This window comes from Shewanella sp. SP1S2-4 (assembly GCF_031932075.1).
GTDB lineage: Bacteria > Pseudomonadota > Gammaproteobacteria > Enterobacterales > Shewanellaceae > Shewanella > Shewanella baltica.
In genome coordinates this window covers 19,833-44,639 of sequence record NZ_JAUOET010000028.1, presented here as the reverse complement: position 1 = coordinate 44,639, position 24,807 = coordinate 19,833, and the positions used below count along the sequence as shown (strand labels likewise).

The window sequence follows — 24,807 nt, the reverse complement described above, 5'->3', positions numbered from 1 at the left end:
CGCGACGCTTATTATTAAGTGTAATAAACAACGCTAAGCTCGCTTATCACGCCCATGACGAACCAATTCGCAATGGACTAAAACTGTGAGATTTTAGTCCATAAACTCAGATTTCGGAGTCAGGTAAAATGAGGTCTTGTTGTAGCTTATTCATGCCTAATAGGTTTTATTGATTCATATAATCGATAAAGATCCTTTCTTTTAATTATAAATTCAGAACTATACTGCGGGCAGGCAGAAAAGAGCTTGGCGTTATGCATAGAGAGGAACTGTTATGCATCTGACTAAAAGCCTTTTAATTATTTGTATGGGTCTGGCATTAAATGTACAGGCTCAAACTTTACCAACAAATACCCTGACACGTGACAATGGCGCCCCTGTGGGTGATAACCAAAACTCGACCACAGCGGGCAGTAATGGCAGCGTGTTATTGCAAGATGTGCAGCTTATTCAGAAGCTACAACGCTTTGCCCGTGAACGTATTCCTGAGCGGGTTGTTCACGCCAGAGGCACAGGTGTGCACGGTGAGTTTGTATCGAGTGGTGATTTTAGTTATCTGACTCAAGCGGCACCCTTTGCACAGAAAGGCAAAGTCACGCCTGTGTTTGTGCGTTTTTCTACTGTTATCCACTCGAAAGGTTCGCCAGAAACGCTGCGTGATCCCCGAGGGTTTGCGACCAAATTTTATTCGGACCAAGGTAACTGGGACTTAGTGGGTAATAACTTACCCGTATTCTTCATTCGCGATGCGATCAAGTTTCCTGACATGGTGCATTCACTCAAACCATCGCCAGTGACCAATATGCAAGATCCGAATCGTTTCTTCGATTTTTTCAGTCACGAAGCGGGTTCAACCCATATGTTGACTCAGGTTTACAGTAACTTAGGTGTACCTGCCAGTTATCGTGAAATGGACGGTTTCGGTGTGCATGCGTACAAATTTGTGAATCGAGATAACCAAGTTAAATACGTGAAATTTAACTGGAAGAGTCTGCAAGGTGTTAAAGGCTTACGTCCCGATGAAGTGGTTAAAGTCCAAGGGCAAAACTTTAACCATTTAACTGATGATCTTTTTAGTGAGATCAACAAGGGTAACTATCCTAAGTGGGATCTGTACGTTCAATTACTCGACCCGACTGAGCTTAATAAGTTTGATTACAACCCGTTAGACGCCACTAAGGTGTGGCTAGATGTGCCAGAACAAAAAGTGGGCACTATGACGCTGAACCGCATGCCTGCAAACTTCTTCCAAGAGACGGAGCAAGCGGCATTTGCGCCATCGAATTTGATCCCAGGGATTGAGCCGTCGGAAGACAGATTACTGCAAGGCCGCATGTTTTCCTACGCCGATACTCAGCTGTATCGACTCGGCGCGAATTTGTCGCAATTGCCGATTAATAAACCCTTAGTGGCGGTGGCAAACCACAACCAAGAAGGCGCGGGCAATATGGGGCATACCCAGTCCGATGTGAATTATCAACCGAGCGTACATTTAGCCTTGGCCGAAGATAATCGTTATCGTGCGGTAACGACTGCGCTCAGTGGCACAGTGCAACAAACGGCTATTAGCAAGCAGGATAACTTTAGCCAAGCGGGTGTTTTTTACCGCAGCTTGAGCAAGCAAGATAGAGCAGATCTGATCACTAACTTGGCCGGTGACTTAGGCAAAGTGAACGATGCTAAGGTGAAACATCAAATGCTGAGTCACTTTTATCGTGCAGACCCAGAGTTTGGTGAGCGCTTAACCAAGGCTGTAAAAGGTGATTTGGCCGACGTTAAACAGCGTTCAATTTAACGCATCATTTTAGAGCGATTTGGTGCAGATTCGCGTTAAACCGCTCAAACCCAGTAAGTCCCGCAAGGCGTAATCAAGCTCTTTTCTGCCCAGTTTAAGAGGGCGTCTTGCGGGCATTTCGTCACGTCTCATTGTTTAAATCTCTATTTTAGCTGCGCGGGAGTTATTGATGAAACACAATATTACTATCTTATTATTGATGATTGCGGCACTGAGTATGTCGGTAGTAATGGGCGCAGGTTCGGCTCAGGCATCCGCAACTGTCAGCCAAGCGGACGAGCCCGATACTGCACAATTGCAATTGCTGGTGGACTATTATTTTGCTGCCGCGCGTACTGGCGATATCACAGTGCTTGAGCATTTTCTCGATGCGGGCTTCCCTATTGACCAGAGAAATAGTCAATCCTATACCGCGCTAATGGTGGCGGCTTATAACGGCCAAGAGGCTGCAACAGATGTATTACTTGAGCATGGTGCTAACGCTTGTTTGCAAGATAAGCGTGGTAATACGGCAATCATGGGCGCTGTGATTAAGGCCGAATTCAATATCGTAAAGCGGCTATACGCGAAAGAATGTGATGCGAACCTAACGAATAATGCTGGAATGACTTTGGCTGAGTTTGCCCGCTACTGGGGTCAAAGTGGCGCTTTGCAGCAGGCGAGTTTGAAGCCATAAAGACATCATTTTTTGCCATCTTTTGCGCTCGATCACTCTGGGTCATTCTCTTTAATCTGTTTAGATCTCAGCGTTTACTATTAGCCATAAGTCTGCTTGTTAATAGCGTCTATGCCTTTTATGGTAACTTTTTGAATATCGTTTAATACGATTTTCATGGCCTTCGGAGAGCAATTTATGTTTGATGCCTTACTACTGACGCAAGAAGATAAACACACGTTTGCTCAAGTTTCACAGATCACAGAAGCTGATTTACCAGAAGGGGAAGTCTTAGTTGAGATTGCCTATTCCTCGCTGAATTATAAAGATGGTTTAGCTGTGACAGGTGCTGGCAAAATCATTCGCCAGTTTCCTATGGTGCCAGGCATTGATTTTGCGGGCGTAGTGCGCGAATCGACTGATGCGAGATACCAAGTCGGTGATCAGGTGATTTTGACCGGCTGGGGCGTGGGCGAAAATCACTGGGGTGGTATGGCGCAAAAAGCGCGAGTTAAAGCCGACTGGCTGGTGCCCATGCCGCAAGGTTGTGATGCCGCAAAAGCTATGATGATAGGCACGGCTGGGCTTACGGCGATGTTGTGCATGCAAGCGCTGCAGCAGGCTGGGGTAACACCGCAAAGTGGGGATATTCTTGTCACAGGTGCCAGTGGTGGTGTGGGTTCTGTGGCGGTGACTTTGCTCGCCAATGCTGGCTATCGTGTGGTTGCCTGCAGTGGTCGAGTTGAACAGAATGCGCCTTTATTGAAGGAGCTTGGCGCCACAGAAGTGATTGATCGCAGTGAACTTGAACAAGATGCTAAGCCGCTTGAGGCGCAGCGCTGGGCGGGTGTGGTCGATACCGTTGGCAACAAGATCCTCGCCAAAGCATTAGCGCAAATGCAATACGGTGGCGCCGCCGCTATTTGCGGTTTAGCGGGCGGTTTTGCATTACCCACAACCGTAATGCCATTTATTTTACGAGGAGTGAGTTTGCTGGGAATCGATTCTGTTTCTTGTCCATTTGAGAAACGAAAAGCGGCGTGGGAAGCTGTGATTAAAGCACTGCCTGCACATTTCTATCAGCAAGCTTGCCAGCAGATTTCATTGGCAGAGGTGCCTGATTTCGCGAATAAAATTATCCAAGGTCAAGTCACAGGACGTGTATTAGTCAAGCTGTAATCTAATACTATTTCGTTAAAGTTAGATTTAACGAATCTCTCTACTTTAAATAAATGGCAACACTAATGTGTTGCCATTTTCGTATTCCAATCATAAAGCGGATTTATGTCTATTTAGTTTTCACTCTGTTTTGAATTCACCATTTGGAATGGTTTCCATAATGCAGTTTAAGTCATTTTTTTAGACAAAACTGAAGTTGGTTAATGTTTCTGCCATGTTGTTTATTTGTAGCGGAGGCAACTCTTGATGCACTCACGTTTTGGAATGCATTCCATCGTTATGATGTTTATGTCTATTAAAACAACAAAGGTGATGACAGATGAGTAATGCAAATCTGCTAGGACGCCGTAATTTCATCAAAGGTTTAGGTGCCGCTACTGGCGTAGCAATGGTATCGCCTGTGATGGCAGTTTCTGAGAAAGCTGACGGTATTAAGTGGGATAAAGAGATTGAAATTCTAATCGTGGGTTCAGGTTTTTCTGGATTAGCGGCTGCAATTGAAGCGACGCGCAAGGGCGCAAAAGATGTACACATTTTCGAGAAAATGTCTTATTTCGGTGGTAATTCTGCAATCAATGGGGGTTTATTCGCAGCCCCAGGCACACCAATGCAGAAAAAAGAAGGAGTGGAAGATTCAGTTGAAAAAATGGTTGCGGATCAAATTGCCTCTGGCCGCGGTATTGCTGACGAGAGCTTATTACGGCATGTGGCTTCACATGCCGTAGAGGCGCTGCAAATGACGTTGGATGCTGGAGCTGAATTTCATCCATATTTGCAGCAATTAGGTGGTCATTCTGTTGCTCGAACTTACCAAACGAGCGTGAGTTGTGGTGCCGGTATTACGCAACCACTCTTAAAAGAGTGCCGCCGATTGGGTGTAAAGACCCATAACCGCGCTAAGTTCGAAGGCTTTTTATTGGGTGATAAGGGTAATGTTGTCGGCGTGAAAATGCGTGAAAACTATCATTTTGGTGAGGATCAGCCTGGAAAAGTGCTAAATATTCGCACAAAACGTGGCGTGATTATGGCGACTGGAGGGTTTGCTCAAAATATCGATTTTCGTATGGCACAAGATCCGACACTGACCTCTGAAGTAGGTTGTACCAATGCGCCTGGCGCTACCGGTGAGGGCATGTTGGAAATGTTCCGTTTAGGGGCTGTACCTGTCCATCTTGCCCATATCCAATCTGGACCATGGGCTTCGCCTGATGAAGGCGGCTTTGGCTATGTATCTAATTATTCAATTTTTAACTTTCCTCATTCAATTGCCATTAACTGTATGACAGGTAAACGCTTTATGGATGAGATTGCGGACCGGAAAACGCGTGCGGATGCTGAGTTGGCATGTCGTGATGCTAAAGGTGAACCGCTACCGCCCATTTTAATTACGAGCTTTAAAGACTCTAAGCAGCATCCTAATACTGCCAAAGTACTTAAATATAACGTGGGTTGGAAGTTCGACACTCTTGAGGAATTAGCGAAACACTTTGGCGTACCACTCGAGCCATTAAAAGCGCAGATTGAAGAATACAACAGCTATGTCAAAACGGGTGTTGATAAGCAATTTAGCAAGAATATGACAAAAGCCAAGGATAAATATATTGAAGCGCCATTTACCGTAGTTCGTCTATGGCCAAAAGTGCATTACTGCCAAGGTGGTGTGCAGGTCAATACTAAGGCGGAAGTGAAAGATAGCCTTACAGGTCAGCCTATCCCAGGTTTGTATGCTGCTGGCGAAGTCTGCGGCGGTATTCACGGCGTTAGCCGTTTGGGTAGCTGCTCAATTCCAGAATGTATGGTGATGGGTATGACTGCCGCCCGTAGCATGATGCAAGCCTAAGTGGCCAGTAAATAAGAGAAATCAATAATGAAAATGCTAAATATTGTACTCGCGCTGGTCTTAGGTGGCTTGGTGAGTCTGTCAGCTCAAGCCGTTGAGCAACGCCCTTGGCATAAAGAAGTCATTGGCAAAGATTGTAAGGTATGTCACGACAATGGCATCAAACAGTTCCCGTCGGATCAAGCCTGTTTACAGTGCCATGATGTGGACGATTTAGCCAAGAAAACGGCTCGTAGTGAAGAGGATAAGTGGCAGAATCCCCATAATAACCTTCACTATGGCAAAGACTTACCTTGCCAAGAGTGTCATGGTGAGCATAAAGCTAAAAAGCCTTTATGCAGCAACTGTCACACGTTTAAGTTTGATAAGCACCAAGAGTAATCTCCACCTCTAGGCCCATTGAGAAATGGGCCTATCTTCGATTTTCTCCTCCACCTCAGGAATGGGGTTTACTATAAAATGCAACGCCTTCCGCAACAGTCGTTTAAGTAAGCCGAAGTGCCCGATAGCGGCACTTCATCGTCTCTTACGCAAGGGCTAGTTGTCGTTGGCTTCTGCTAGATTTTCGACGTTGGCTTTGATTAGTGTAATTAACTGCTGGGTAGCGTTAGTTTGCGTGTTGGGATTGAGATACAGGGCTTCGTTAAACACTGGTAGCACAGGCAGGTGGTGCTCGACAGGATCTAAGATCTGCATATTGTTATCAATGCGAAACTCGGCAATGGGCGCAATTGCGAGATCGTTTTCTACCGCCATACATAAGGCCTGTGGCGATGGTGTCGATAACAATACATTTATCGGCCGCATCGTGAGCTGATGATTCGCAAATACTTGCGCACGAATGGGGCAATTCTCTGGGTACAGTGCCATCGGAATCGTTTCGCGCTTGTGGGCATTGCCCGCTTTAGCTGCGACCCAGTGAAACTTACGCTCAAACAGCAGTTCACCATGGGCAGGTGGCAGCCAGTGAGTGGCTACAATTAAGTCAAATTCCCCTTGGTGGAGGCGTTTAAATAGATTACCACTGACATCGGTATCTATTACCAACTCTATACAGGTGAACTCTCGTATAAATTCCAATAAGCAGCTACTGAGGTAGCGCTTAATATAATCGGTCGGCACCCCAAGGCGGATTATCTCTCGGTTTTGGCAATCTTTAAGATCGTCTAGCGCTTGGGAGTTGAGCTGCATCATTTTGTATGCGTAGTTAAGTAGCGTTTTACCCGAATCGGTGAGCGTTACGCCTTTATTGTCGCGCAGCAATAGAGGCTGTCCGACACTCTCTTCCAGTTTTTTTATCTGCAAGCTTAATGTCGATTGCGTTCGACAGATCTGATCGGCAGCTTTAGATAAATTGCCGCATTCTGCAACAGCGATAAAACTTTCGAGTAATTCGATTTTTAACATGGGGTATTGAGTTTGCTCATAGTGGTATCAGTATTACTCAATATCGACTGGTCACAAACCCTGTTATCGTTTGATTGTGAGGTTGCAATGTTTTTGTTTATTGAAATGTGACGGGGTCGCTATGAGTAGCTGGGAACAAAGAACGGATTATCTTGTTGAGGTTGCGCAGCGATGCCTTAGGGGGCATCAAAGTTTTGATTTGTACCGTTCTCATCTTGTTGCTGCGAGTCAAATTTCCAAAGGAACCATCTATAATCATTTTACAACAGAGGCTGATCTAGTGGTCGCTGTTGCTTGTGCTCAATATCAGGATTGGTTGATTTCGGCAGCGCAGGATCGGCAACAATATAGTGATCCTTTTGAGTGTTATCTGTTTCATCATTGCCAGCGCTTACATGATGTTTTAGCCCATAAGCGTTTCGTGATAGAACGCGTAATGCCTAATCAAGAGTTGTTGCAGCAAGCCTCGGAGGTTTATCGTCATCGATTTAATGATTTGCTGGATCAATATAAAAAATGGAATAAAAACATAATTTTATCCGTTGGTGAACGCCCCGGGTTTGATCGTTATGAATTACTCAAAAATTATATTCGCGGTACGATGATCAACAGCGATGATGGCAGCAAACAGTGCGGCGATGTGCAGACCTATTATCAATTTAGCTATGCGATGGGTCAGCTGATGGGACATTCGGATAAGCGAATTCCCACCAAACAAAAATTTACCGATTGGCTATTACAGCTACATGGTCAAGCTGCTACCTCGGCAGCGTGATCGTCACTTCAAGTCCAGTTGGGATACGGTTCTCGGCTTTAATCTTACCCTTGTGGGCGGTAATCGCCGCTTCAGTGATTGCCAGCCCAAGTCCCCAGCCACCGCTTTCTCTTTGCCGTGCAGAGTCAGGGCGATAGAAGGGTTTGAAAATGGCATCGAGTTCGGCGGCATCTATGCCTGGTCCATCGTCTTTTATCGTGATTTTTACTTGATCAGCTGTTGCACTTGCCTGTAACTGAATGTCGCTTGCGGCATAGCGAATTGCATTACGCAGCAGATTTTCAATCGCGCGGGAAAGTGATTTAGGAAAATGCGCTAACTCAATTTCTTCATCGATATCGATAGTAATGCTTTTACCTTGCTGTTCTGCTTCAAATTCTGCATCGTCTAAAACTTGGCTCAGGGATTCTGCCAAGCCTAAATGTACTTTGGTTTCGTTAGTGCTGAGCTTGACCCGCGAGAGTTCTAACAATTCACTGATAAGCTTTTCGAGTTGCTCGGTTTCATAACCTATGCGTTCCGTTTCGGCGGTCTGTTGACCTTTTTTACGGGCGAGGGCGAGGGATAATTGCAGTCGCGTCAATGGGGTACGCAGTTCATGGGAAATATCGCCCATCAATCTCTGTTGATTGTTCATCATAGATTCGATGGAGTCGGCCATGCTATTGAAGGCCTTAGCTAATTGGCCTATTTCATCTTTACGCTGTGTAGTGGACTTATCGACACGATGACTTAAGTCACCCTCTGCGAGGGCATTGGCACTTTTTTTAAGTGAATTTAATGCCTTACCTAGATGCCAAGCAAGCAGGCCACATAATAGTCCCGACAGGAAAATTGCTAGGCTTAAAGTTAATAACTTATTTTCGGCGAAGAAGAAAAACCAAGGCCGCGGATGGTTATCCGGCAGCCGGCCGTAGAGTGAATACGTCTCGGCGCCCAGATTGAATTGAAAGGGGCCAAACACCAACTCATCTTTAAATTGATGGCTAATCGGTTGTTTTTCTTCATCTGCCATCAGCATAAAGCTGCGCACACCGCGACTCACCCTGTGGGTGTTGATCACTTGGCCTTGGCTGTTGACGAGATAAACCCGCAGAGGTTTGCCTTCCATGTCTCTGTGTCTTTCCCAGCGGCGAAGAAAATCAGACTCCAGTAAGGCGGGGTTTTCTTGAATGCGCTTAGCTATAGTCGATAGGACTTTTTCAAGGTGAGGTGGCAGTGGTGCACGATCGTGGCTCTGTTGCAGCAATGGCAACAGACCGACCAAGGCAATGATCAGCGAGCTGCAGAGCCAGAATCCGAGCAATAATTTGATAAATAAACGATTAGGCACAGTCGATACCGCCATTAAGGGAGCCAAATATAACCTTTGCCACGGATGGTTTTCACCCTTGGCCGACCATCGCTACGCTCGGGGAGTTTTTTACGTAGATTCGATAAATGCATGTCTAAGCTGCGATCGAAGGGCATGAGTTTTTTGCCGAGTACTTTCTCGTTTAACTCTTCCTTATTCATCAACTCTCCCGCGTGCAGCGCAAGGGTGTGCAGCAGAGTGAATTCTGTGCCTGTGAGTATGATTAATTGCTCATTACAGTAAGCTTCTTGGCGCGATGGATCTAAGCGCAGATCGCCAAACTCTTGGGCTGGTGCGGCATGGATTTCTTGGGTTGTTAAGTTCGAACGACGAATAATGGCGCGGATACGGGCGATTAACTCTCTGTCATTAAACGGCTTTGGCAGATAATCATCGGCGCCAATTTCAAGCCCAACAACGCGATCGATTTCATCGCCGCGAGCGGTCAGCATTAATACTGGCGTTTGCTTGTGCTGACGCAGTGCACGCAGTACTTCAAAACCGTTCAATTTAGGTAGCATGACATCGAGTAAGATTAGATCGTAATCCGCATTTAGTGCCAGATCTAAACCCTGTTTACCATCGTAAGCCAAGGTTAACTGAAACCCTTCTAACTCGAGCAGTTGCCCTAGCAGCTCAGATAAACCCAGATCGTCATCGATTAATAATATCCGACTCATACTGTTCCTTAATCTCTGTAATATGGCCTTATGCGCCCATGTAATACTGGCACTTTTAGCGCTTTGGCTGAGTATACCTGTTTTGATGTCAATTGCTGTGTAGCAATGTAAGCCAAAGTAAAGAATAGAGAATCAGTCGTTTGCTGTTGCAACTTTACAGTGATTTACTCAGGCAACGTCCTCACTTACATATAGGGGTTTAGACTGGAAGGGTCGAAAGTGACTCGGCTTAAAAGGGTCGTCACTGTGTCTTATTACTTGCAATATTAAAGTTGAACCACTGAGGTTAACACTATGAAAACATTATCACCTTTGAAAGCGAGCCTGTTTGCAATTCTAGCGAGTTCTGCGGTTTTCGCGACGACAGTCAATGCTGAACCTATGGACGGTGGCTGTGATTTCTCCCGTTCTGAATTCCATAAAGGCGACCGCATGATGGGCGACCGCATGGAACATGGCGGCCGACATATGGACCACGGTGGCATGCATCGTATGTTTGAAGGGCTCGATTTAACGGATGCCCAGAAAGCTGACGTCAAGAAGTTGTTTGCCGATCAGAAAGCCACGCGCGCTGATAATCGTCCAACGAAAGAGGAACGCTTGGCACATCGCACTGAGATGCAGGCCTTGATGACGGCCCCTAATTTTGATGAAGTGCAAGCCAAGGCTCTGATGAGCGTGCAGCAAGAACAGCGTCAAGCTCAAGCCATTGAGCGCATGAAGTTACATAATCAAATCTACAATCTGTTGACACCAGAGCAGCAAGCTAAGTTTAAAGCGCGATTTGAAGCACAAGCTGGTAAAGAACCTCGCGGTTAAGCGTCTTAGCTGATATACAATAGGGTCATAGCTTCTCAAGATAGATCCCTTATGACTCAAACTTCCCAATACGATTTTTGGGTCAAACTGGCTAGCCGCGCTTCCGTGGCTACCGCTTTGATCCTTATTCTTATCAAGATGTTCGCTTGGCTTTATTCCGGCTCTGCCAGTATGTTGGCATCTTTGACGGATTCCTTTGCCGACGCACTCGCTTCCATCATCAACTTTATTGCGATTCGTTACGCGCTTGTGCCGCCGGATCATGACCACAGATATGGCCATGGTAAGGCTGAGCCGTTAGCGTCTTTAGCGCAATCCGCTTTTATTATGGGCTCCGCGTTCCTGTTACTTTTCTATGGTGGCGAGCGGTTATTAACGCCCGTTCCCGTCGAAAATGCCACCATAGGTGTGGTGGTTTCTGTTATCGCGATTATTATGACGTTAGCCTTAGTGACGTTGCAAAAACGCGCATTAGCAGCGACAAAAAGCACTGTGGTCGAAGCCGATTCACTGCATTACAAGTCAGACTTATTCCTCAATGGTGCGGTACTGTTAGCACTCGTCCTATCCCAATATGGTTGGTGGTGGGCTGACGGTTTGTTTGCAGTAATGATTGCATTCTATATTGGTCATCAAGCCTTTGGCTTGGGCTATCGCTCAATTCAAGCCTTGCTAGATAGGGAGTTAGACGAAGAAACTCGCCAGCAAATCACGCAAATCGCAATGGAAGATCCACGGGTACAAGGTCTGCATGATTTGCGTACTCGTCAGGCTGGCAAAACCGTTTTTATCCAATTCCATTTAGAGCTTGATGGCAATCTGAGTTTGAATGAAGCCCACAGTATTGCCGATACCACAGGGATAAAGGTCAAGGCCGCCTTTGAAGATGCCGAGGTGATTATTCACCAAGACCCTGTCAAATCTGAAGTCAACGAAACATAAAGTAAGGGCAAGCGATGGCATGGATGCAGAAGCAAGGTCACAGATGGAATCATTCCACTCGATTGATATGTCGCTATCAGAGGCTATCGACTCGCTTTGAGTTGATAGTCGAATCTGAGATTCGTGATGTTAGCGTTCCAGCAGATGCGGAAATTACGGTTTCAACTCAAGCGCAGTCCTCGAGAGTGAATCAAGCAGATAGTACAGTCACTCCTGTGATAGTGGGGGCTTGGAGTCAGTTAGTCCTGCGTAAACATCTTTATTACCTACCGCAGAAAATTGATTTCGAAATATCTAACCAAACTTATCGAGTCCATATCTGGCCATTATTCCTTTGGCGCACCCGTATTACTTGCGTGGTGACTGGCAGAGTTGTCGTATCCGAATGTTTGGATGTGAGAAGGCGTCGTTCCCTCATCCGTTGGCTATATGCCAGTTTTATAGGATTGTTGCGGGTGCTAAGTTAACATCGTTAATTGTTTCAATTTAAACAGTATACTTACAGTAAATATGGTTTTGCTACATAACGAATAACTAAGATTTCCATTTTTCGACTCAAGCTGAATCAATGCTGTATGGTTTGTATTTTGATAATTTAAACCATGACACTTCTTAATTGCTTATTGTAATATCCGCGCTGTCTAATACTTACGTTAAATCATTAGGGAAATATGATGAACAAGTTATCAATTGTTGCTATCTCTTTACTATCAGCATTCGCGGCTACTCAAGTATCTGCTGCAACCGACACTACTGGATTTTATGTGGGTGGCGCATTAAATAGAGTCACAGCTGATGCTTTTGATGGTTCAGAAACCGGTACTGGTGTGGGCGTATACGGTGGCTATAACTTCAATGAGTGGTTTGGTTTAGAAGCTAACCTGTTCGCTACTGGCGACTTAGGCGATAAGGATGTTGATATTAGTGCTGGCGCATTAAGCTTCACGCCTAAATTTACTGCACAAATCAATGATATTTTTTCTGCCTATGCCAAAGTGGGTATCGCATCTATGGCTGTGAATGTTGATGGCTATGGTTACGATGAAGACTTTACTGGTTTTGGTTGGACTTACGGTGTAGGTGTGAATGCCGCCGTAACAGAACACTTAAATATCCGTGTAAGCTATGATGTCACTACGGGTGATTTAGATGCAGACCGTAGCTATTTAGGATTAAAAGATATAGACACCGATATTAAGCAATTCGCTGTAGGTGTGCATTATCAATTCTAATTTTTTGATTTGGCATATTTAATTAATGCCAATGAAAATGAATTTCAAATAAAAAGGGATATGAATATATCCCTTTTACTTTTTGATGATTAATAAGCTTGTATCGCTATAGCGAGTAATAACGTTATTTTATTTACTCAATCCATCGACAGCTCTTTGAGTTTTCGCGTTAAGGTATTTCGTCCCCAGCCCAAACGTTTCGCCGCTTCCTGTTTATGGCCTTGAGTATGGCGCAGCGCAGTTTCTAGTAGTATGCGTTCGAAAGCGGGTTGTACCTCAGTTAATAGATCGCTGTTTCCTTCCGAGAGTTTTTGATCTATCCACTCAGTCAGTGCCGATTGCCAATCTTGGCTGCCTTTCGCCGTGTGGGTGACACTCACAGGATCTTTCAGTAATTCTGGCGGTAAATCTTGGGGTAAAATTTCTTGCCCCGATGCCATAACGGTTAACCAGCGGCAGGTGTTTTCGAGTTGTCTGACATTACCGGGCCAAGGTAATTGGGAGAGTTTTACCGCGGTTTCCTTGGTCATGATTTTAGTTTCTACACCAATTTCCTTCGCTGCCGAGGCGAGGAAATGGGTGGCGAGTTGGGGAATGTCTTCCCGTCTTTGTGACAGTGGCGGCAAATGCACGCGGATCACGTTGAGGCGATGGAATAAGTCTTCTCTAAAGCCGCCTTTTTGCACTAATAATTCAAGATCTTGGTGGGTCGCCGCTATGATACGCACATCCACTTGCACTGCATTATGACCACCGACACGGTAGAACTGACCATCGGCAAGCACTCTGAGTAATCGTGTTTGTACATCTAGCGGCATGTCGCCGATTTCATCTAAAAAGAGCGTGCCACCGTTTGCTTGTTCGAACCGACCTTGGCGGACATTGGCTGCGCCAGTGAAGGCACCTTTTTCGTGGCCGAATAGCTCAGATTCGATCAAATCCTTAGGGATCGCAGCCATGTTCAGCGCGATAAATGGCTTATCTTTACGTGGGCTGTGTTTGTGTAATGCACCCGCCACTAATTCTTTACCTGTCCCCGATTGACCATTAATCAGCACGCTGATCGACGAGCGTGAAAGCCTGCCTATGGCGCGAAACACTTCCTGCATCGCTGGCGCTTCACCTATTATTTCGGGTGTTTTGACTTGGGCTTCCTGCGCGGGTGCGGGGCTCTGTTCAGTGGCATGGGTGAGTGCGCGCTCGACCAGAGAGATCGCCTCATCGATGTCGAAGGGTTTAGGCAGATACTCAAATGCGCCCGCTTGATAGGCACTGACTGCGCTGTCTAAGTCCGAGTGCGCCGTCATAATGATCACAGGAATATGGGGGTAATGTACTTGCAATCGTTCGAGCAGGCTTAACCCGTCTGTGCCTGGCATACGGATGTCCGACACTATCACGTGCGGTTGCGATATTTCTAAGGCCTGCCACAGGGATTCGGCGGCGGCAAAGCTGGCGGTACTGAGCTTGGCACCTTGTAGTGCCTTTTCGAGTACCCAACGTATCGAGCTGTCATCGTCGAGGATCCACACTTGTTCACTAATTCGCATCTTGCTTCCTCATACGGTATGGGTAGGTACTGTCGAAATTATTTAGCACCTAAAATCGGTAATGAAATGATGAATTCGGTGTGCCCAGCGCTTGAGAGGCAATCGATTCTGCCCGAGTGTAAACGGGCAATATTATGGGCAATTGAGAGGCCTAAACCTGAACCTTGCTCACGGCCTGTCACCATTGGATAAAATAATGTGTCCATCAGCTCAGGCGGTATGCCGGGGCCGTTGTCGATAATCGATAGGGTTAACACTAGCTTGTGACGCTGTGAACCTATGGTGACTTGGTGTTGAGTGCGAGTGCGGAGCAAAATCTCGCCGCCCGTATGCTCAAGCGCCTGCACCGCATTTTGTAAAATGTTTAGCACGGCTTGCTGCATTTGGTCTGGGTCCATCTCGATATCGGGAATGGATGGATCGTAATCTCGTTTGAGCTGGATGTTAGCGGGCAGTGCCATTTCAACTAATTTATAGACCTTTTGCACCACTTGATGGATGTTGTGCAGACTGTGCTGTGTTGGCCTTTGGGGGCCGAGCAGGCGATCCACTAAATTACGCAGCCGATCGGCTTGCTCTATGATGAGGGTAGTGAATTCCTTCAGCGCCGGATCATCCAGCTCCCGCGATAACAATTGTGCCGCACCGCGCAGGCCGCCTAAAGGATTTTTGATTTCATGGGCTAAGTTGCGCACCAGAAACTGCGCCGCTTGCTGCTGGGCATCTTGACTCAGCTGCTGATGAATGCGTCTTTGTTGATCGACTTGGCGCAGTTCGAGCAGGCTGAGTTCAGCCTCGTCATCGAGGGGAATAAGGGTTAAATCAACGGTATGGTGCTGACCATCGAGCGTAACTAGGGCCGCCGTATTGACCGTTAAACCTTGGCCAGCTGCTACCGCATCCCTCAATAACTGGGCTTCGACACCGAGGATTTGATAATGCTCAGGCAAAGCTTGTTCTACGAGTCTATGGCTGCCAACACCTAATAATTGCTCTGCTGCTGCGTTGGCATAACAAGGCTTAAGATCCTTATCTATGACAAGTACCGCGGTAACTAAATGATTGAGCAGTGTCTCTTTATCCATCGACCGTTCCTAGAAATAGGGTTGCACCACTATGGTGCACCAATCTGGTGCAAGCTGCAACTTGTCTTCATCAAACGGTTTAGTCTGGGGCGTTTAATCTAACTCTATGTATTTAAAGTTTTTATACTAACTTTATCTATGCAATGAGTGGCATTAACGCTTAGCTGCTTGATGAAGAAATATCTTTCTTGGTGAACTTGATGCAAAGACTTTGCCGTTTTGAGTCAAAGCGTCAACAACTAAGGTATGTTCACCTCGGTCGATGTTTTTGAGTTTGAACGTACCGCCAATTTGCGGCTGCCCGACGGGGTTGCCATCGAGTTTGAGGGCCATTAAATACTGGCTTTTTAGCTCAGGGGTGATAGTCGCAACGACGTCGAAATCGCCATTGTTATCTCTGACGGTTTCTTCTTCTGCTGGGGAGGTGATATTAACTTGATATTGAATAGATTCAATTGCTTGGTTTGCGTTATTTGAGTCTGTTTTAGGTAGGGGAAGGGCAATTTGATTTAAGGTCTTCTCTTTTAGCTCAACGACTTGGGCATTTGGCTGCGGCTCATCTGAGTAATGGACTTTACCATCTTTATCGACCCATTTATAAACCGTCGCTTGCGCTAACATGCTAAATAGCACTAAGCCGATGAGTGTGAGTGAACGCATGCTAAAGTCCCTGTAGCCTTGAGAGAGAGTTAATCAAGATTAGTCTCTTTTACATCAAAAATCATGGTGTTTGTTATGCGGCGTCGCTACATGGAAGGCGTAAAACGCGACAGGAAAGGGGGAGCTAGAAATCGGACTGGGTTGAACGAACTGAAGTTCGGGCACACTCATGTACCCGAACTCGAGTTGTAAATTACACGCTTGCGTCGAGTTGTTTCTCGATCTCACTCGCTTTAACCCAAGCGGCATGCTGGGATAATTGAGTAGCATAGCGTTGAATGTGTTCAAATTTTTCGAGGTCGCCACTATTAGCCAGTAGCTCCACCACGAAGGACATCATGATATCCGCACCTGTGAGCTTGTCTGTAACCAAGTAGGTTTTACCAGCCAACATATCATTGAAGTAGTGGCTTATCTTACTGACTTCTATCGCGGCATAACCTTCAAGGAAGTTGGTTTTACAGCCATCCTTTTGCACGAACATGCGCAGTAACAAAGGTAGCATGGCTGAGCTTTCGGCAAAGTGTAACCATTGCAGATAATCGACGTAGTCAGCGCTGTCTCTTGCTGGCGCTAAGGTGTCTGCCGCATATTTTTCAATCAGATACTCAGTGATCGCGCCTGACTCGGCAATCACTTGACCGTCCATTTCGATAACGGGTGATTTGCCTAACGGATGAATTTGCTTGAGTTCGGGTGGCGCGAGAAAAGTCTGACTATCACGCTGATAACTCTTAATTTGATAAGGTTGACCGAGTTCTTCTAGCAACCAGATGATACGTTTAGAGCGTGATTTATTGAGATGGTGCAAGGTGATCATTGGCTTCCCTTTCGACTGTGAGAGTACATTTTTAGCCATCGCACCATTATGGTGCGATAGCTATTTCTAGCGCATTTAGCACACTCGCGCTTGTCATTGTTCACTTCAAGCTGAGTGTGTCGCGTCATTTATCGCTTAGCCTCTGGCGTTCAGTTGCGCGACGATGGCCTGCGCAACGGCTTCGGATGATCCTGGGTTTTGACCTGTGATCAAATGGCCATCTGCGACAACAAAGCTTGTCCAATCATCACCTTTGACATAAGTGCCGCCGTTTTTCTGTAGCATGTCTTCGACTAAAAATGGCACGATATGAGTAAGTTGCACGGCTTCTTCTTCAGAATTACTGAAACCGGTAACGCGCTTGCCGCTGACCAATGGCTTACCATCACTGGCTTTAGGGTGCAGCAGTGCTGCAGGCGCATGACATACTAGCCCTAGGGGTTTATTCGCTTGATAGAACTGTTCAATCAAGGCAATAGAATGTTTATCTTCGGCAAGATCCCATAGTGGGCCGTGGCCGCCTGGATAGAAAACCGCATCATAATCAGCTGCGTTAATTTCACTTAAGCGAGTGGTATTTGCTAGCAGTGCTTGTGCCTCTGGATCTTTGCTAAAGCGCGCAGTGGCTTCGGTTTGAAAGTCTGGCTCATCACTTTTTGGATCGAGCGGTGGTTGACCGCCCAATGGCGAGGCTAAGGTAATGTCAAAACCTTTATCTTTAAACTCATAAAAAGGTGAGGCGAATTCTTCGAGCCAAAAGCCGGTTTTTAAACCTGTGTCGCCGAGTTTATCGTGTGAAGTTAGTACCATTAATATATTCATTTTCATACCTTTACCTAAGTTGCTCACATCAATACGTGTGAGCTTTGGGTTTAGTTCAATCAGGATACCATTTGACGTTATAGGGCTAAGGTCAAAATGTCACGGCTCATTGCTGGGTTAATGTTGCCATGTTCGCCGAGTGCCACCATGCCGTGCAGTTCAAGCTGTTTTACTAGGATATCAACGTGGCTGGCATCGAGATCATAGGCAGATAAATGTGTCGCTATGCCCATGGCTTCGAAGAAATCCTTGGTTTTTGCAATAGCGGCATCGATGCGCTCGTCATCTGTACCTGTGTTGATGTGCCACACACGGTCGGCGTACTGGAGTAACTTTTCGCGCTTAGCCTCTTTGGTACATTGCAGCAGAGCAGGCAGTACGATTGCCAATGTACGCGCATGGTCTATGTCGTAAAGTGCAGTGAGTTCATGGCCTATCATGTGGGTTGCCCAGTCGTGCGGAACGCCTACGCCAATCGTGCCGTTGAGTGCCATAGTGGCGACCCACATTAAGTTAGCGCGAATGTCGTAGTCTTCGGGTTGAACTAGCACCTGTGGACCAAGCTCAATCAAGGTTTGTAACAGACCTTCGGCAAATCTGTCCTGTACGGCGGCGTTGACTGGGTAAGTGAGGTATTGCTCTGTGATATGTACAAAAGCATCGACTACACCGTTGGCCACTTGGCGTTCTGGCAGGGTGAAGGTTTTCGTCGGGTCGAGTATTGAGAATTGTGGATAAACCAAGTCATTACGGAATGGCAGCTTAGCTTGCAGTGATTTTCTGGTCACTACGCTGGCGTTGTTCATTTCTGAACCCGTCGCAGGCAAGGTTAATACTGAGCCAAAAGGCATAGCTTGAGTCACTTTTGCGCCCCAACTAGTGAGAATGTCCCAAGGTTCGCCTTCGAATACCGCAGCCGCGGCAACAAATTTAGTGCCATCGATAACCGAACCACCACCCACTGCAAGGAGGAAGTCGATCTTCTGTTCGCGCACTTGGGCGACGGCTTTCATTAAGGTTTCATAGGTTGGGTTTGGCTCAATACCATCGAACTCGACAACGAAACGATTGCCCAATGATTGTTTAACTTCATCTAGCGTGCCTGTTTTTCTGGCGCTGCTGCCGCCAAATAGGATCATGACTTTAGCATCGCTCGGTACTAAAGCATCAATTTCGGCGATAGTGTCTTTACCAAAACGGATACGGGTTGGGTTGTAATAGTTAAAATTTAGCATGGACAATTTATCCTACGATTTCATTAATAAGTGGCTCTTAAATTAGTAGACCAGTCGTCTAATTTGAGGGCGTAAAAATGTATTCTTTAAAAATCTGGGCTGACTGATATCAGCCAATATTAGTTTTGAGTCGGTTTAGATTAAGGGGCCGTTTTAGGCGTTAAAATGGCTTTAGTCGTCACGAGAGCGCGTTCGAGTGCCGCAGGGCTGTGGCCTAATTTATTCATTAAGCTGGCGCCTAACCACATGTGATACAACATTTCTGCGGTCGATTGCGGATCTTGCTCGGCGATTGAACTGTCGTTTATACCAACTTGAACACAGGTGGTTAACCTGTCTATGATGCCGGCGGAACCTTTAAGTAAGGCAACTCGCATGGCTTCGGATAAATCGGCCACTTCGGCACTGAGTTTCACGACGAGGCATTTTTGATCTACGCAGCCATCAGCTTGTACGTGCAACCATTGTTGCCAGTACTGCATCAAGCGTTGATAGCCCGTCAGTGTTGAGTTATTGAATAATGCGTCTAAATCTAACTGATATTTTTCGAAATAATCAGTTATGAGCGCTTCGCCAAATTGTTCTTTGGATTTGAAGTAATGATAAAACGAGCCTTTAGGCACTTCGGCGGCCTGCAGCAGTAGCGATAAGCCGACGCTGGAGAAGCCTTTTCGTACGATCAGCTTATAGCCGATGTCGAGAATGTGCTGGCGAGTGGATTGAGTTTCAATTTTCATGTGGTCTAGGATAAATCAAAATAGACCGGTCGTCTAGTGTTGTTTCTATCGGCGATATCTACACGCCCGATTTAGTCTTCTTTAAGTCGCGAGGTTTAAGCTGTCCTGAGTCTGCTTAACAAAACGGCCAGATTGATAAAAAACCGGACGGATAAAGCATGCAGAGGGTGAAATTGTGGCAAGGAAAAATGGTTCGGTAGGACAAAATACCCACAGTGCTGAGATAAACCGTCACTGTGAGCATTAGATTCATAATTGATATTGAAACTTTTACTCAATCAAGATGATTACAGGTAGCTGCAACAGTACTCTGCAATGGCTGTATTACGAATTTTAAAGCTGACATTTGCAGCCAATTCAAACTGAGTTCCTTCGCTAAATTCTTGCCAAGTTGTTGTTTCTGGCAGTAACACCTCAAAACGGCCGCTAGTCACTTCCATGATTTCGCCTTGAGAAGTTGAGAACTCATATTCCCCTGGTAATACAACGCCTAAGGTTTGCTTACTACCATCGGCAAAAAATACGCTATGACTGGCAACTTTACCATCAAAGTAAATATTGGCTTTTTTAGATACTGACACTTGCTCGAGTAAACTCATTATTAATCCTCTTTAAATTGGCTTGAGGTGAATTTATATGCATATTTAATAATTTTCAATGCATTGTTTGTCGTGTGGATGTGCGCATTCAATATAAGTTGATGCTAACGTTCGGTTTATAACGTGTTTTCCACTATATCATTTTGTTTGAAATGGTCGGTATGGCTTGGCTGTCATTTAAAGTTATTAATCATTTTTCTATTTAAAAATAATTGGTTGGCAGCATTTCGGTGAACTTTTGATGAAAATAGTCTGCGTCGCTTTGTTTAGCTGAGATTCTTCTCCTATAGTTTTAGGGCAGATTTAATTTTGCAAAAAGTGAATGAATGGAATTAGAAGCGCGACAAGGAGTCTCACCATGGGTTTTACTCGTAAAATTCAGCTGATCAGTTTATTGATTGTCCTATTACCCCTCATATTTGCTACCGCGATAGTGACTTACATTGCTCGGGATGAGTTATTTGCCGAGGCTCAGTCTCGTTTAGTGGCGGTGCGCGAGATCAAGCAGCGACAGATTGTCGGTATGTTTCAGGACTTTTCAGATAACCTGCAGGCCGTCAGTGCGGTGATCGCCAGCCAAAAAAGCCTCGATACTATCTCCGATCTTGATGAGACCTTAAAGTCGTTAAATAAGTCTTTAGGTTTCTATGATCTGTTCATCATTCGGGATGACGGCACTGTGTTTTACACCGCCGCGAAGGAGTCGGATTTCGGCACAAATCTTCGCACTGGGCCCTACCATGATTCGGGATTAGCGCAATTATTCAATAAGGCTTTGGGGTCTACTGGTACTGTATTACTGCAAGACTTCTCCGCATACGCACCTTCTAATGGTCAACCGGCAGCATTTATTGGTCAGTCGATTCAATTCAATCAGCAAAGATTGGTGGTGGCGGCCCAAGTATCAATTGACCGCATCAACCGAGTTATGCAGATCCGCGAAGGGATGGGACAAAGTGGCGAGACCTATTTAATTGGCCCCAATAATCGCATGCGTTCCGATTCTTTTCTTGATCCGAACAATCGCACTGTGACCGCTTCCTTCGCTGGAACGGTTGCCCAGAATGGCGTCGACACACTTGCGGTGAAAGAGGCGTTGGCGGGTAAGACAGGTGTGATGCAAGTGAATGACTATAAAAATAATCCCGTTTTATCCGCTTATTCTCCTGTCGTTGAGCTCGGTTTACGTTGGGGTTTGATGGCTGAAATTGATGTGAGCGAAATCGCGGCGCCGGCTTATCGAATGTTGTTTATTGGCTTATTTGTTTGTGTGGCGGCCTTAGTGCTGGCATTCGCTGCCGCCAAGTTAGTGACAGGCTTTGTATTGAAGCCACTCGGCGGTGAGCCTGAGGACATGTGCAATTTGACCAGCATGATCGCCTCTGGCGATCTCACCCATAATCTGCCCCATGTTCAAACGGATAATCATCTGATGAGCTGGTTGGCGCGGATGCAAACAAAGCTCAAAGAAATCATCAGTCAGCTGGTGGGTGTTGGACATGAACTTGAATCTGCCGCCGAACAAAATTCCGCCGCCATGACCCAAGCCGATTGCAGTATTCAGATGCAGGCGAAAGAGACTGATATGCTGGCTACTGCGGTTGAAGAAATGAGTTATGCCGCCGCGGAAATCAGCACTAATACAATGAAATCCTCCGATGAAGTGTCTGCTTGTACCCATTCGAGTGAAATTCTGTCGCAAAATTTGGCCAGTACACGTAAAAGCTTGAAGGTGACCCTGAGCAGTTTTGCGACCATTCATCAACAAGTCGGCAGTCTTGAGGCCGACAGTCAGAAAATCGGCTCGGTATTGGCTGTGATTAATGCGATTGCCGAACAAACGAATTTGCTGTCACTTAATGCGGCGATTGAAGCGGCAAGAGCTGGTGAGCATGGCCGCGGCTTTGCCGTAGTTGCCGATGAGGTGCGCCAGTTAGCGGTTAAGGTTCAGTTGGCGACTCAGGATATTGGCCAAGTGTTAAAAGGCATTCAACAGCAATCTGGCGTGTTGGCGCTGCATAGTGTGACTTGTACTACTGAAGCCTCTAAAACAGCAGAAGATGCCGATGGCATGCAAGCCGCAGTGGATGACATCGCTTTACGTTTGGAAACCTTAAAGGCATTAATGATCCAAACCGCCACCGCCGCGGAGGAGCAAACAACGGTTTCGGCAACGATTGCGCAGGGGATTGCGGGCTTGAGCGTGGCGGCGGAAGAAAATAGCGCGGCGATCAGCCAAGTGGCAGCGAGTACGCGTAGTTTGCTAGGGTTAGCTAATCAGCTTGGTTTAACAACGGCACAGTTTAAGGTGTAGGTATTTGCGCTGTATTTGCCGTGTTCAACTTTAGTTGATGCTGCAAAGATGACTGAGCTGGATGTTACACATCCGCCAGAAATGGATTTCTGGCGGATATTTTTATTGAGACTTCAGTTGTTTATCCAATGAGTGAGCATTAACGCTTACGCCAAATTGTCATTTCTGAGATGGAATGTTGGAATTTACGTTTAGTCTCGCGGATCACGAAGGGAATCTCCTTCACTGCGACTAGCTCAAACTGGCCGATCAAGGTTTCGGTCAGGCCATCTAAGGTGGTGAAGTTCTCCCCTTTGACTTTAACGCCACCGAGCCATTTATCCTTCGGCGTATAATCCTCCAGCCAAGTATACGGCGAAGCAATCACAAGGTATCCACCTTGATTAATCCGCTGGGCAATACTGGTTAAAAAGTGCTTAGGATCGTTCAGTCTGTCGATAAGATTAGAGGCATAAACCAAGTCATAACCTGTGTACATTGGCTTTAAATTACAGGCATCACCCTGCATAAAGTTGACCTTTTTCGCCTCAAGCTCATATCCCAGTTTCGCGAGACTCGCACTCTTAAATTCTTGTAAGTCGCCTTCGGTACGTATGGTGTAACGTTTTTCACCTTGTTCGGTCAGCGCATAGGCCTGTTGAATAAAGCGTGCCGAAAAGTCGATACCATCAACATGATCAAACACTTTTGCCAGTTCAAAACTCGCGCGACCTACGGAGCAGCCGATGTCGAGGGCTTTGGCGGTATGGCTAAGCTGAATTTCACTGAGCGCTTGTTGCACGCCATTGACGCAGAAGTTGGCCACCCCGAAATATTCGGCACCATAGTGAAACTCAAGGTATTGGGAAATCAGTTCATCGGTTTCGTACACATTGACCTCGGCCATTTGGGCAGGATTTTGCGTGGATTCCACATAGCGGAAGCCAGCGTGTTGATAAAAATGTCGACGAAACGCATAGCGAGACGAAGCAATAGCTTCATTACCCGTGGAGATCCACGAGCCACCTTTGATGAGATTATGTTTACCATCGAAGGTTGGGGTCGAAAAATCATCGTAGAGTGGATGTACGGCAAAACCGTTAAAGCCGTCGATTGCGGTTTCTGTCCATTGCCAAACATTACCGACAATATCGAAAAAGCCATTATGTTCGAAGCGATTGACTGGGCAGGAAGAGGCGTAATAAGCCAAACTAATATTGCCCGGCACTTCATGCCAGTCTGGCGCATCGGCAGGTACACTCTCACGTAATATGTACCATTCGGCTTCCGTCAGTAGGCGAATATTGCTTTGCTTTTGCTCGGCTTTCCAATTGCAGAAGGCTTTAGCTTCGAGTTGATTCACTTCTACCGGCCAGTTTAATGGCAGCGGGATTTCTTCGGTTAAGTTACGTTGCCACCATTTGTCTTGTTTTAAGCGCCAAAAACGCGGCATTTGAGCTTGGGTATAAGCGAGCCAAGCTTGGCCTTCTTCATTCCAAAATTGGGGTGAGCGATAACCGCCAGCCTCGACGAATGCGAGATACTCTTGATTCGAGACTAAGAATTTAGAGGCATTAAAGTCGGCAACATTAAAGATTTTATGGCCGTATTCGTTGTCCCAGCCGTAGGTTTGATCTTGTTCAGTTTTACCTAAGGTCACTTTTTGCCCTTTTACAGCTAGTAAACTGTTGGCCTCGGCAGGGGCGGTGTCTTGGCACGCAGCCCAGAGGCTGTTAGGTGCGACAAGTTCCAGCGGCAGTTGGCGGATGATCACCGATGAGGTTTCTAAGTGAATACGCTCATGTTCAATGCCCATTAAAATGATCCAAGCTGGGCTGTCTTGAGTGATCGGCAGCGCCAGCGGCATTTCATCAATCACGCGATTGACGACAGCGTTAACTTGTTGGCGATAGCTGCGCACTTCTGTCACGTTCGGCCATGGATAATGTTGCTCGTTCAGATCGTCCCAAGACATCTCATCGACACCAATGGCAAACATGGATTCGAAGTTATCGTTTACCCGTTCGTCGAGAAATTTGCCGAGTTTGAGTTTGTTGATATAGAAAGTGGCCGTATGGCCAAAATAAAAGATCAACGGATGGCGCAGTGGCTCGGCTTTGAGGTAATAGGCGCTATCTTCTTGGATCAAATCAAACAGTGACTCGTACAGAGCCCATGTCTTGTTAAAGTACTGCTTAAGCTCTAGACGCTTTCCTGCCTCAGTTTCACCAATTAGCTTAAGGGTTTGAGGGGGTTGCGTTATGGGCTTATCCATAGGCAAGTAAACTCCGTATTTATCGGCCTGCGGTGCAAGCATGGGAATATGAA

At 46.2% G+C, this 24,807-nt stretch carries 23 protein-coding genes; 11 read left to right on the top strand and 12 right to left on the bottom strand.

Annotated features, from left to right (window positions below):
* Positions 1-274 precede the first annotated feature (274 nt).
* The 5 genes from Q4Q52_RS18885 (at position 275) to Q4Q52_RS18865 (ending at position 5,850) form a co-directional block, all read left to right on the top strand.
* Positions 275-1,795, top strand: a complete 1,521-nt coding sequence (locus tag Q4Q52_RS18885; RefSeq protein ID WP_311991341.1) for a catalase — start codon at positions 275-277, stop codon at positions 1,793-1,795.
* A 169-nt stretch (positions 1,796-1,964) separates the two neighbouring features.
* Positions 1,965-2,471 (top strand): ankyrin repeat domain-containing protein, encoded by a 507-nt coding sequence (locus Q4Q52_RS18880; protein ID WP_311991340.1) that lies wholly within the window; start codon positions 1,965-1,967, stop codon positions 2,469-2,471.
* A gap of 177 nt (positions 2,472-2,648) precedes the next feature.
* Positions 2,649-3,629, top strand: a complete 981-nt coding sequence (locus Q4Q52_RS18875; RefSeq protein ID WP_311991339.1) for an MDR family oxidoreductase — start codon at positions 2,649-2,651, stop codon at positions 3,627-3,629.
* A 319-nt stretch (positions 3,630-3,948) separates the two neighbouring features.
* Complete coding sequence (locus Q4Q52_RS18870; protein WP_311991338.1) at positions 3,949-5,469, top strand: flavocytochrome c; 1,521 nt, start codon at positions 3,949-3,951, stop codon at positions 5,467-5,469.
* 27 nt (positions 5,470-5,496) lie between these two features.
* Positions 5,497-5,850, top strand: a complete 354-nt coding sequence (locus Q4Q52_RS18865; protein ID WP_107949719.1) for a cytochrome c3 family protein — start codon at positions 5,497-5,499, stop codon at positions 5,848-5,850.
* Positions 5,851-6,006: 156 nt separating this feature from the next.
* Here Q4Q52_RS18865 and Q4Q52_RS18860 read toward each other — a convergent pair whose 3' ends face one another.
* Positions 6,007-6,876, bottom strand: a complete 870-nt coding sequence (locus tag Q4Q52_RS18860; RefSeq protein ID WP_107949717.1) for a LysR family transcriptional regulator — start codon at positions 6,874-6,876, stop codon at positions 6,007-6,009.
* A gap of 121 nt (positions 6,877-6,997) precedes the next feature.
* Here Q4Q52_RS18860 and Q4Q52_RS18855 point away from each other — a divergent pair, with 121 nt between their 5' ends.
* Positions 6,998-7,651, top strand: a complete 654-nt coding sequence (locus tag Q4Q52_RS18855) for a TetR/AcrR family transcriptional regulator (protein ID WP_107949715.1) — start codon at positions 6,998-7,000, stop codon at positions 7,649-7,651.
* Here the strand turns inward: Q4Q52_RS18855 and Q4Q52_RS18850 are convergent.
* Positions 7,635-8,999: an ATP-binding protein gene (locus Q4Q52_RS18850; RefSeq protein ID WP_311991337.1), complete on the bottom strand. Its 1,365-nt coding sequence runs from the start codon at positions 8,997-8,999 to the stop codon at positions 7,635-7,637. The two genes, Q4Q52_RS18855 and Q4Q52_RS18850, sit on opposite strands and share 17 nt — an antisense overlap.
* Positions 8,999-9,685, bottom strand: coding sequence for a response regulator (locus Q4Q52_RS18845; protein WP_106648428.1), 687 nt, complete (start codon positions 9,683-9,685; stop codon positions 8,999-9,001). Before Q4Q52_RS18845 ends, Q4Q52_RS18850 begins: the two co-directional genes overlap by 1 nt.
* A gap of 294 nt (positions 9,686-9,979) precedes the next feature.
* Here Q4Q52_RS18845 and Q4Q52_RS18840 point away from each other — a divergent pair, with 294 nt between their 5' ends.
* The 4 genes from Q4Q52_RS18840 to Q4Q52_RS18825 all read left to right on the top strand — a co-directional run bounded on the left by Q4Q52_RS18840 (position 9,980) and on the right by Q4Q52_RS18825 (position 12,678).
* Complete coding sequence (locus Q4Q52_RS18840) at positions 9,980-10,504, top strand: Spy/CpxP family protein refolding chaperone (protein WP_311991336.1); 525 nt, start codon at positions 9,980-9,982, stop codon at positions 10,502-10,504.
* A gap of 51 nt (positions 10,505-10,555) precedes the next feature.
* A complete protein-coding gene (locus Q4Q52_RS18835; protein WP_011845522.1) occupies positions 10,556-11,446 on the top strand; it encodes a cation diffusion facilitator family transporter in 891 nt (296 codons plus the stop codon).
* 14 nt (positions 11,447-11,460) lie between these two features.
* Entirely contained in the window at positions 11,461-11,913 is a 453-nt protein-coding gene (locus Q4Q52_RS18830) for a hypothetical protein (protein WP_011845523.1), read from the top strand.
* A 207-nt stretch (positions 11,914-12,120) separates the two neighbouring features.
* The gene (locus tag Q4Q52_RS18825) at positions 12,121-12,678 is read left to right on the top strand and encodes a porin family protein (RefSeq protein ID WP_071940491.1); all 558 of its coding nucleotides are present in this window, start codon (positions 12,121-12,123) and stop codon (positions 12,676-12,678) included.
* A gap of 137 nt (positions 12,679-12,815) precedes the next feature.
* Here Q4Q52_RS18825 and glnG read toward each other — a convergent pair whose 3' ends face one another.
* From glnG to Q4Q52_RS18785, 8 genes are all read right to left on the bottom strand, one after another.
* Positions 12,816-14,228, bottom strand: a complete 1,413-nt coding sequence (glnG, locus tag Q4Q52_RS18820; protein ID WP_006079736.1) for a nitrogen regulation protein NR(I) — start codon at positions 14,226-14,228, stop codon at positions 12,816-12,818.
* Between the two features lie 38 nt (positions 14,229-14,266).
* Positions 14,267-15,313: a nitrogen regulation protein NR(II) gene (gene glnL / locus Q4Q52_RS18815; protein WP_011845524.1), complete on the bottom strand. Its 1,047-nt coding sequence runs from the start codon at positions 15,311-15,313 to the stop codon at positions 14,267-14,269.
* Between the two features lie 153 nt (positions 15,314-15,466).
* Complete coding sequence (locus tag Q4Q52_RS18810; protein ID WP_011845525.1) at positions 15,467-15,973, bottom strand: DUF4124 domain-containing protein; 507 nt, start codon at positions 15,971-15,973, stop codon at positions 15,467-15,469.
* Between the two features lie 193 nt (positions 15,974-16,166).
* A complete protein-coding gene (locus tag Q4Q52_RS18805) occupies positions 16,167-16,793 on the bottom strand; it encodes a glutathione S-transferase family protein (RefSeq protein WP_011845526.1) in 627 nt (208 codons plus the stop codon).
* A gap of 135 nt (positions 16,794-16,928) precedes the next feature.
* On the bottom strand, positions 16,929-17,621 hold the full coding sequence (locus tag Q4Q52_RS18800; RefSeq protein WP_011982143.1) for a type 1 glutamine amidotransferase domain-containing protein: 693 nt from the start codon (positions 17,619-17,621) through the stop codon (positions 16,929-16,931).
* A 71-nt stretch (positions 17,622-17,692) separates the two neighbouring features.
* Positions 17,693-18,850: an iron-containing alcohol dehydrogenase gene (locus tag Q4Q52_RS18795; RefSeq protein ID WP_311991335.1), complete on the bottom strand. Its 1,158-nt coding sequence runs from the start codon at positions 18,848-18,850 to the stop codon at positions 17,693-17,695.
* Positions 18,851-18,990: 140 nt separating this feature from the next.
* A complete protein-coding gene (locus tag Q4Q52_RS18790; RefSeq protein ID WP_311991334.1) occupies positions 18,991-19,587 on the bottom strand; it encodes a TetR/AcrR family transcriptional regulator in 597 nt (198 codons plus the stop codon).
* A gap of 287 nt (positions 19,588-19,874) precedes the next feature.
* Positions 19,875-20,186, bottom strand: coding sequence for a pyrimidine/purine nucleoside phosphorylase (locus tag Q4Q52_RS18785; RefSeq protein ID WP_311991333.1), 312 nt, complete (start codon positions 20,184-20,186; stop codon positions 19,875-19,877).
* A 358-nt stretch (positions 20,187-20,544) separates the two neighbouring features.
* Between Q4Q52_RS18785 and Q4Q52_RS18780 the strand changes: the two genes are divergently transcribed.
* Complete coding sequence (locus Q4Q52_RS18780) at positions 20,545-22,500, top strand: methyl-accepting chemotaxis protein (RefSeq protein ID WP_311991332.1); 1,956 nt, start codon at positions 20,545-20,547, stop codon at positions 22,498-22,500.
* A 139-nt stretch (positions 22,501-22,639) separates the two neighbouring features.
* Here Q4Q52_RS18780 and ovoA read toward each other — a convergent pair whose 3' ends face one another.
* Positions 22,640-24,754, bottom strand: a complete 2,115-nt coding sequence (gene ovoA / locus Q4Q52_RS18775; protein WP_311991331.1) for a 5-histidylcysteine sulfoxide synthase — start codon at positions 24,752-24,754, stop codon at positions 22,640-22,642.
* Positions 24,755-24,807: the final 53 nt, after the last annotated feature.

Bases quoted from the DNA above. Each gene is read 5' to 3' on its own strand.
- Q4Q52_RS18885 (WP_311991341.1), top strand. From the start codon at position 275: ATGCATCTGACTAAAAGCCTTTTAATTATTTGTATGGGTCTGGCATTA.
- Q4Q52_RS18880 (WP_311991340.1), top strand. From the start codon at position 1,965: ATGAAACACAATATTACTATCTTATTATTGATGATTGCGGCACTGAGT.
- Q4Q52_RS18875 (WP_311991339.1), top strand. From the start codon at position 2,649: ATGTTTGATGCCTTACTACTGACGCAAGAAGATAAACACACGTTTGCT.
- Q4Q52_RS18870 (WP_311991338.1), top strand. From the start codon at position 3,949: ATGAGTAATGCAAATCTGCTAGGACGCCGTAATTTCATCAAAGGTTTA.
- Q4Q52_RS18865 (WP_107949719.1), top strand. From the start codon at position 5,497: ATGAAAATGCTAAATATTGTACTCGCGCTGGTCTTAGGTGGCTTGGTG.
- Q4Q52_RS18860 (WP_107949717.1), bottom strand. From the start codon at position 6,876: ATGTTAAAAATCGAATTACTCGAAAGTTTTATCGCTGTTGCAGAATGC.
- Q4Q52_RS18855 (WP_107949715.1), top strand. From the start codon at position 6,998: ATGAGTAGCTGGGAACAAAGAACGGATTATCTTGTTGAGGTTGCGCAG.
- Q4Q52_RS18850 (WP_311991337.1), bottom strand. From the start codon at position 8,999: ATGGCGGTATCGACTGTGCCTAATCGTTTATTTATCAAATTATTGCTC.
- Q4Q52_RS18845 (WP_106648428.1), bottom strand. From the start codon at position 9,685: ATGAGTCGGATATTATTAATCGATGACGATCTGGGTTTATCTGAGCTG.
- Q4Q52_RS18840 (WP_311991336.1), top strand. From the start codon at position 9,980: ATGAAAACATTATCACCTTTGAAAGCGAGCCTGTTTGCAATTCTAGCG.
- Q4Q52_RS18835 (WP_011845522.1), top strand. From the start codon at position 10,556: ATGACTCAAACTTCCCAATACGATTTTTGGGTCAAACTGGCTAGCCGC.
- Q4Q52_RS18830 (WP_011845523.1), top strand. From the start codon at position 11,461: ATGGCATGGATGCAGAAGCAAGGTCACAGATGGAATCATTCCACTCGA.
- Q4Q52_RS18825 (WP_071940491.1), top strand. From the start codon at position 12,121: ATGAACAAGTTATCAATTGTTGCTATCTCTTTACTATCAGCATTCGCG.
- glnG (WP_006079736.1), bottom strand. From the start codon at position 14,228: ATGCGAATTAGTGAACAAGTGTGGATCCTCGACGATGACAGCTCGATA.
- glnL (WP_011845524.1), bottom strand. From the start codon at position 15,313: ATGGATAAAGAGACACTGCTCAATCATTTAGTTACCGCGGTACTTGTC.
- Q4Q52_RS18810 (WP_011845525.1), bottom strand. From the start codon at position 15,973: ATGCGTTCACTCACACTCATCGGCTTAGTGCTATTTAGCATGTTAGCG.
- Q4Q52_RS18805 (WP_011845526.1), bottom strand. From the start codon at position 16,793: ATGATCACCTTGCACCATCTCAATAAATCACGCTCTAAACGTATCATC.
- Q4Q52_RS18800 (WP_011982143.1), bottom strand. From the start codon at position 17,621: ATGAAAATGAATATATTAATGGTACTAACTTCACACGATAAACTCGGC.
- Q4Q52_RS18795 (WP_311991335.1), bottom strand. From the start codon at position 18,850: ATGCTAAATTTTAACTATTACAACCCAACCCGTATCCGTTTTGGTAAA.
- Q4Q52_RS18790 (WP_311991334.1), bottom strand. From the start codon at position 19,587: ATGAAAATTGAAACTCAATCCACTCGCCAGCACATTCTCGACATCGGC.
- Q4Q52_RS18785 (WP_311991333.1), bottom strand. From the start codon at position 20,186: ATGAGTTTACTCGAGCAAGTGTCAGTATCTAAAAAAGCCAATATTTAC.
- Q4Q52_RS18780 (WP_311991332.1), top strand. From the start codon at position 20,545: ATGGGTTTTACTCGTAAAATTCAGCTGATCAGTTTATTGATTGTCCTA.
- ovoA (WP_311991331.1), bottom strand. From the start codon at position 24,754: ATGGATAAGCCCATAACGCAACCCCCTCAAACCCTTAAGCTAATTGGT.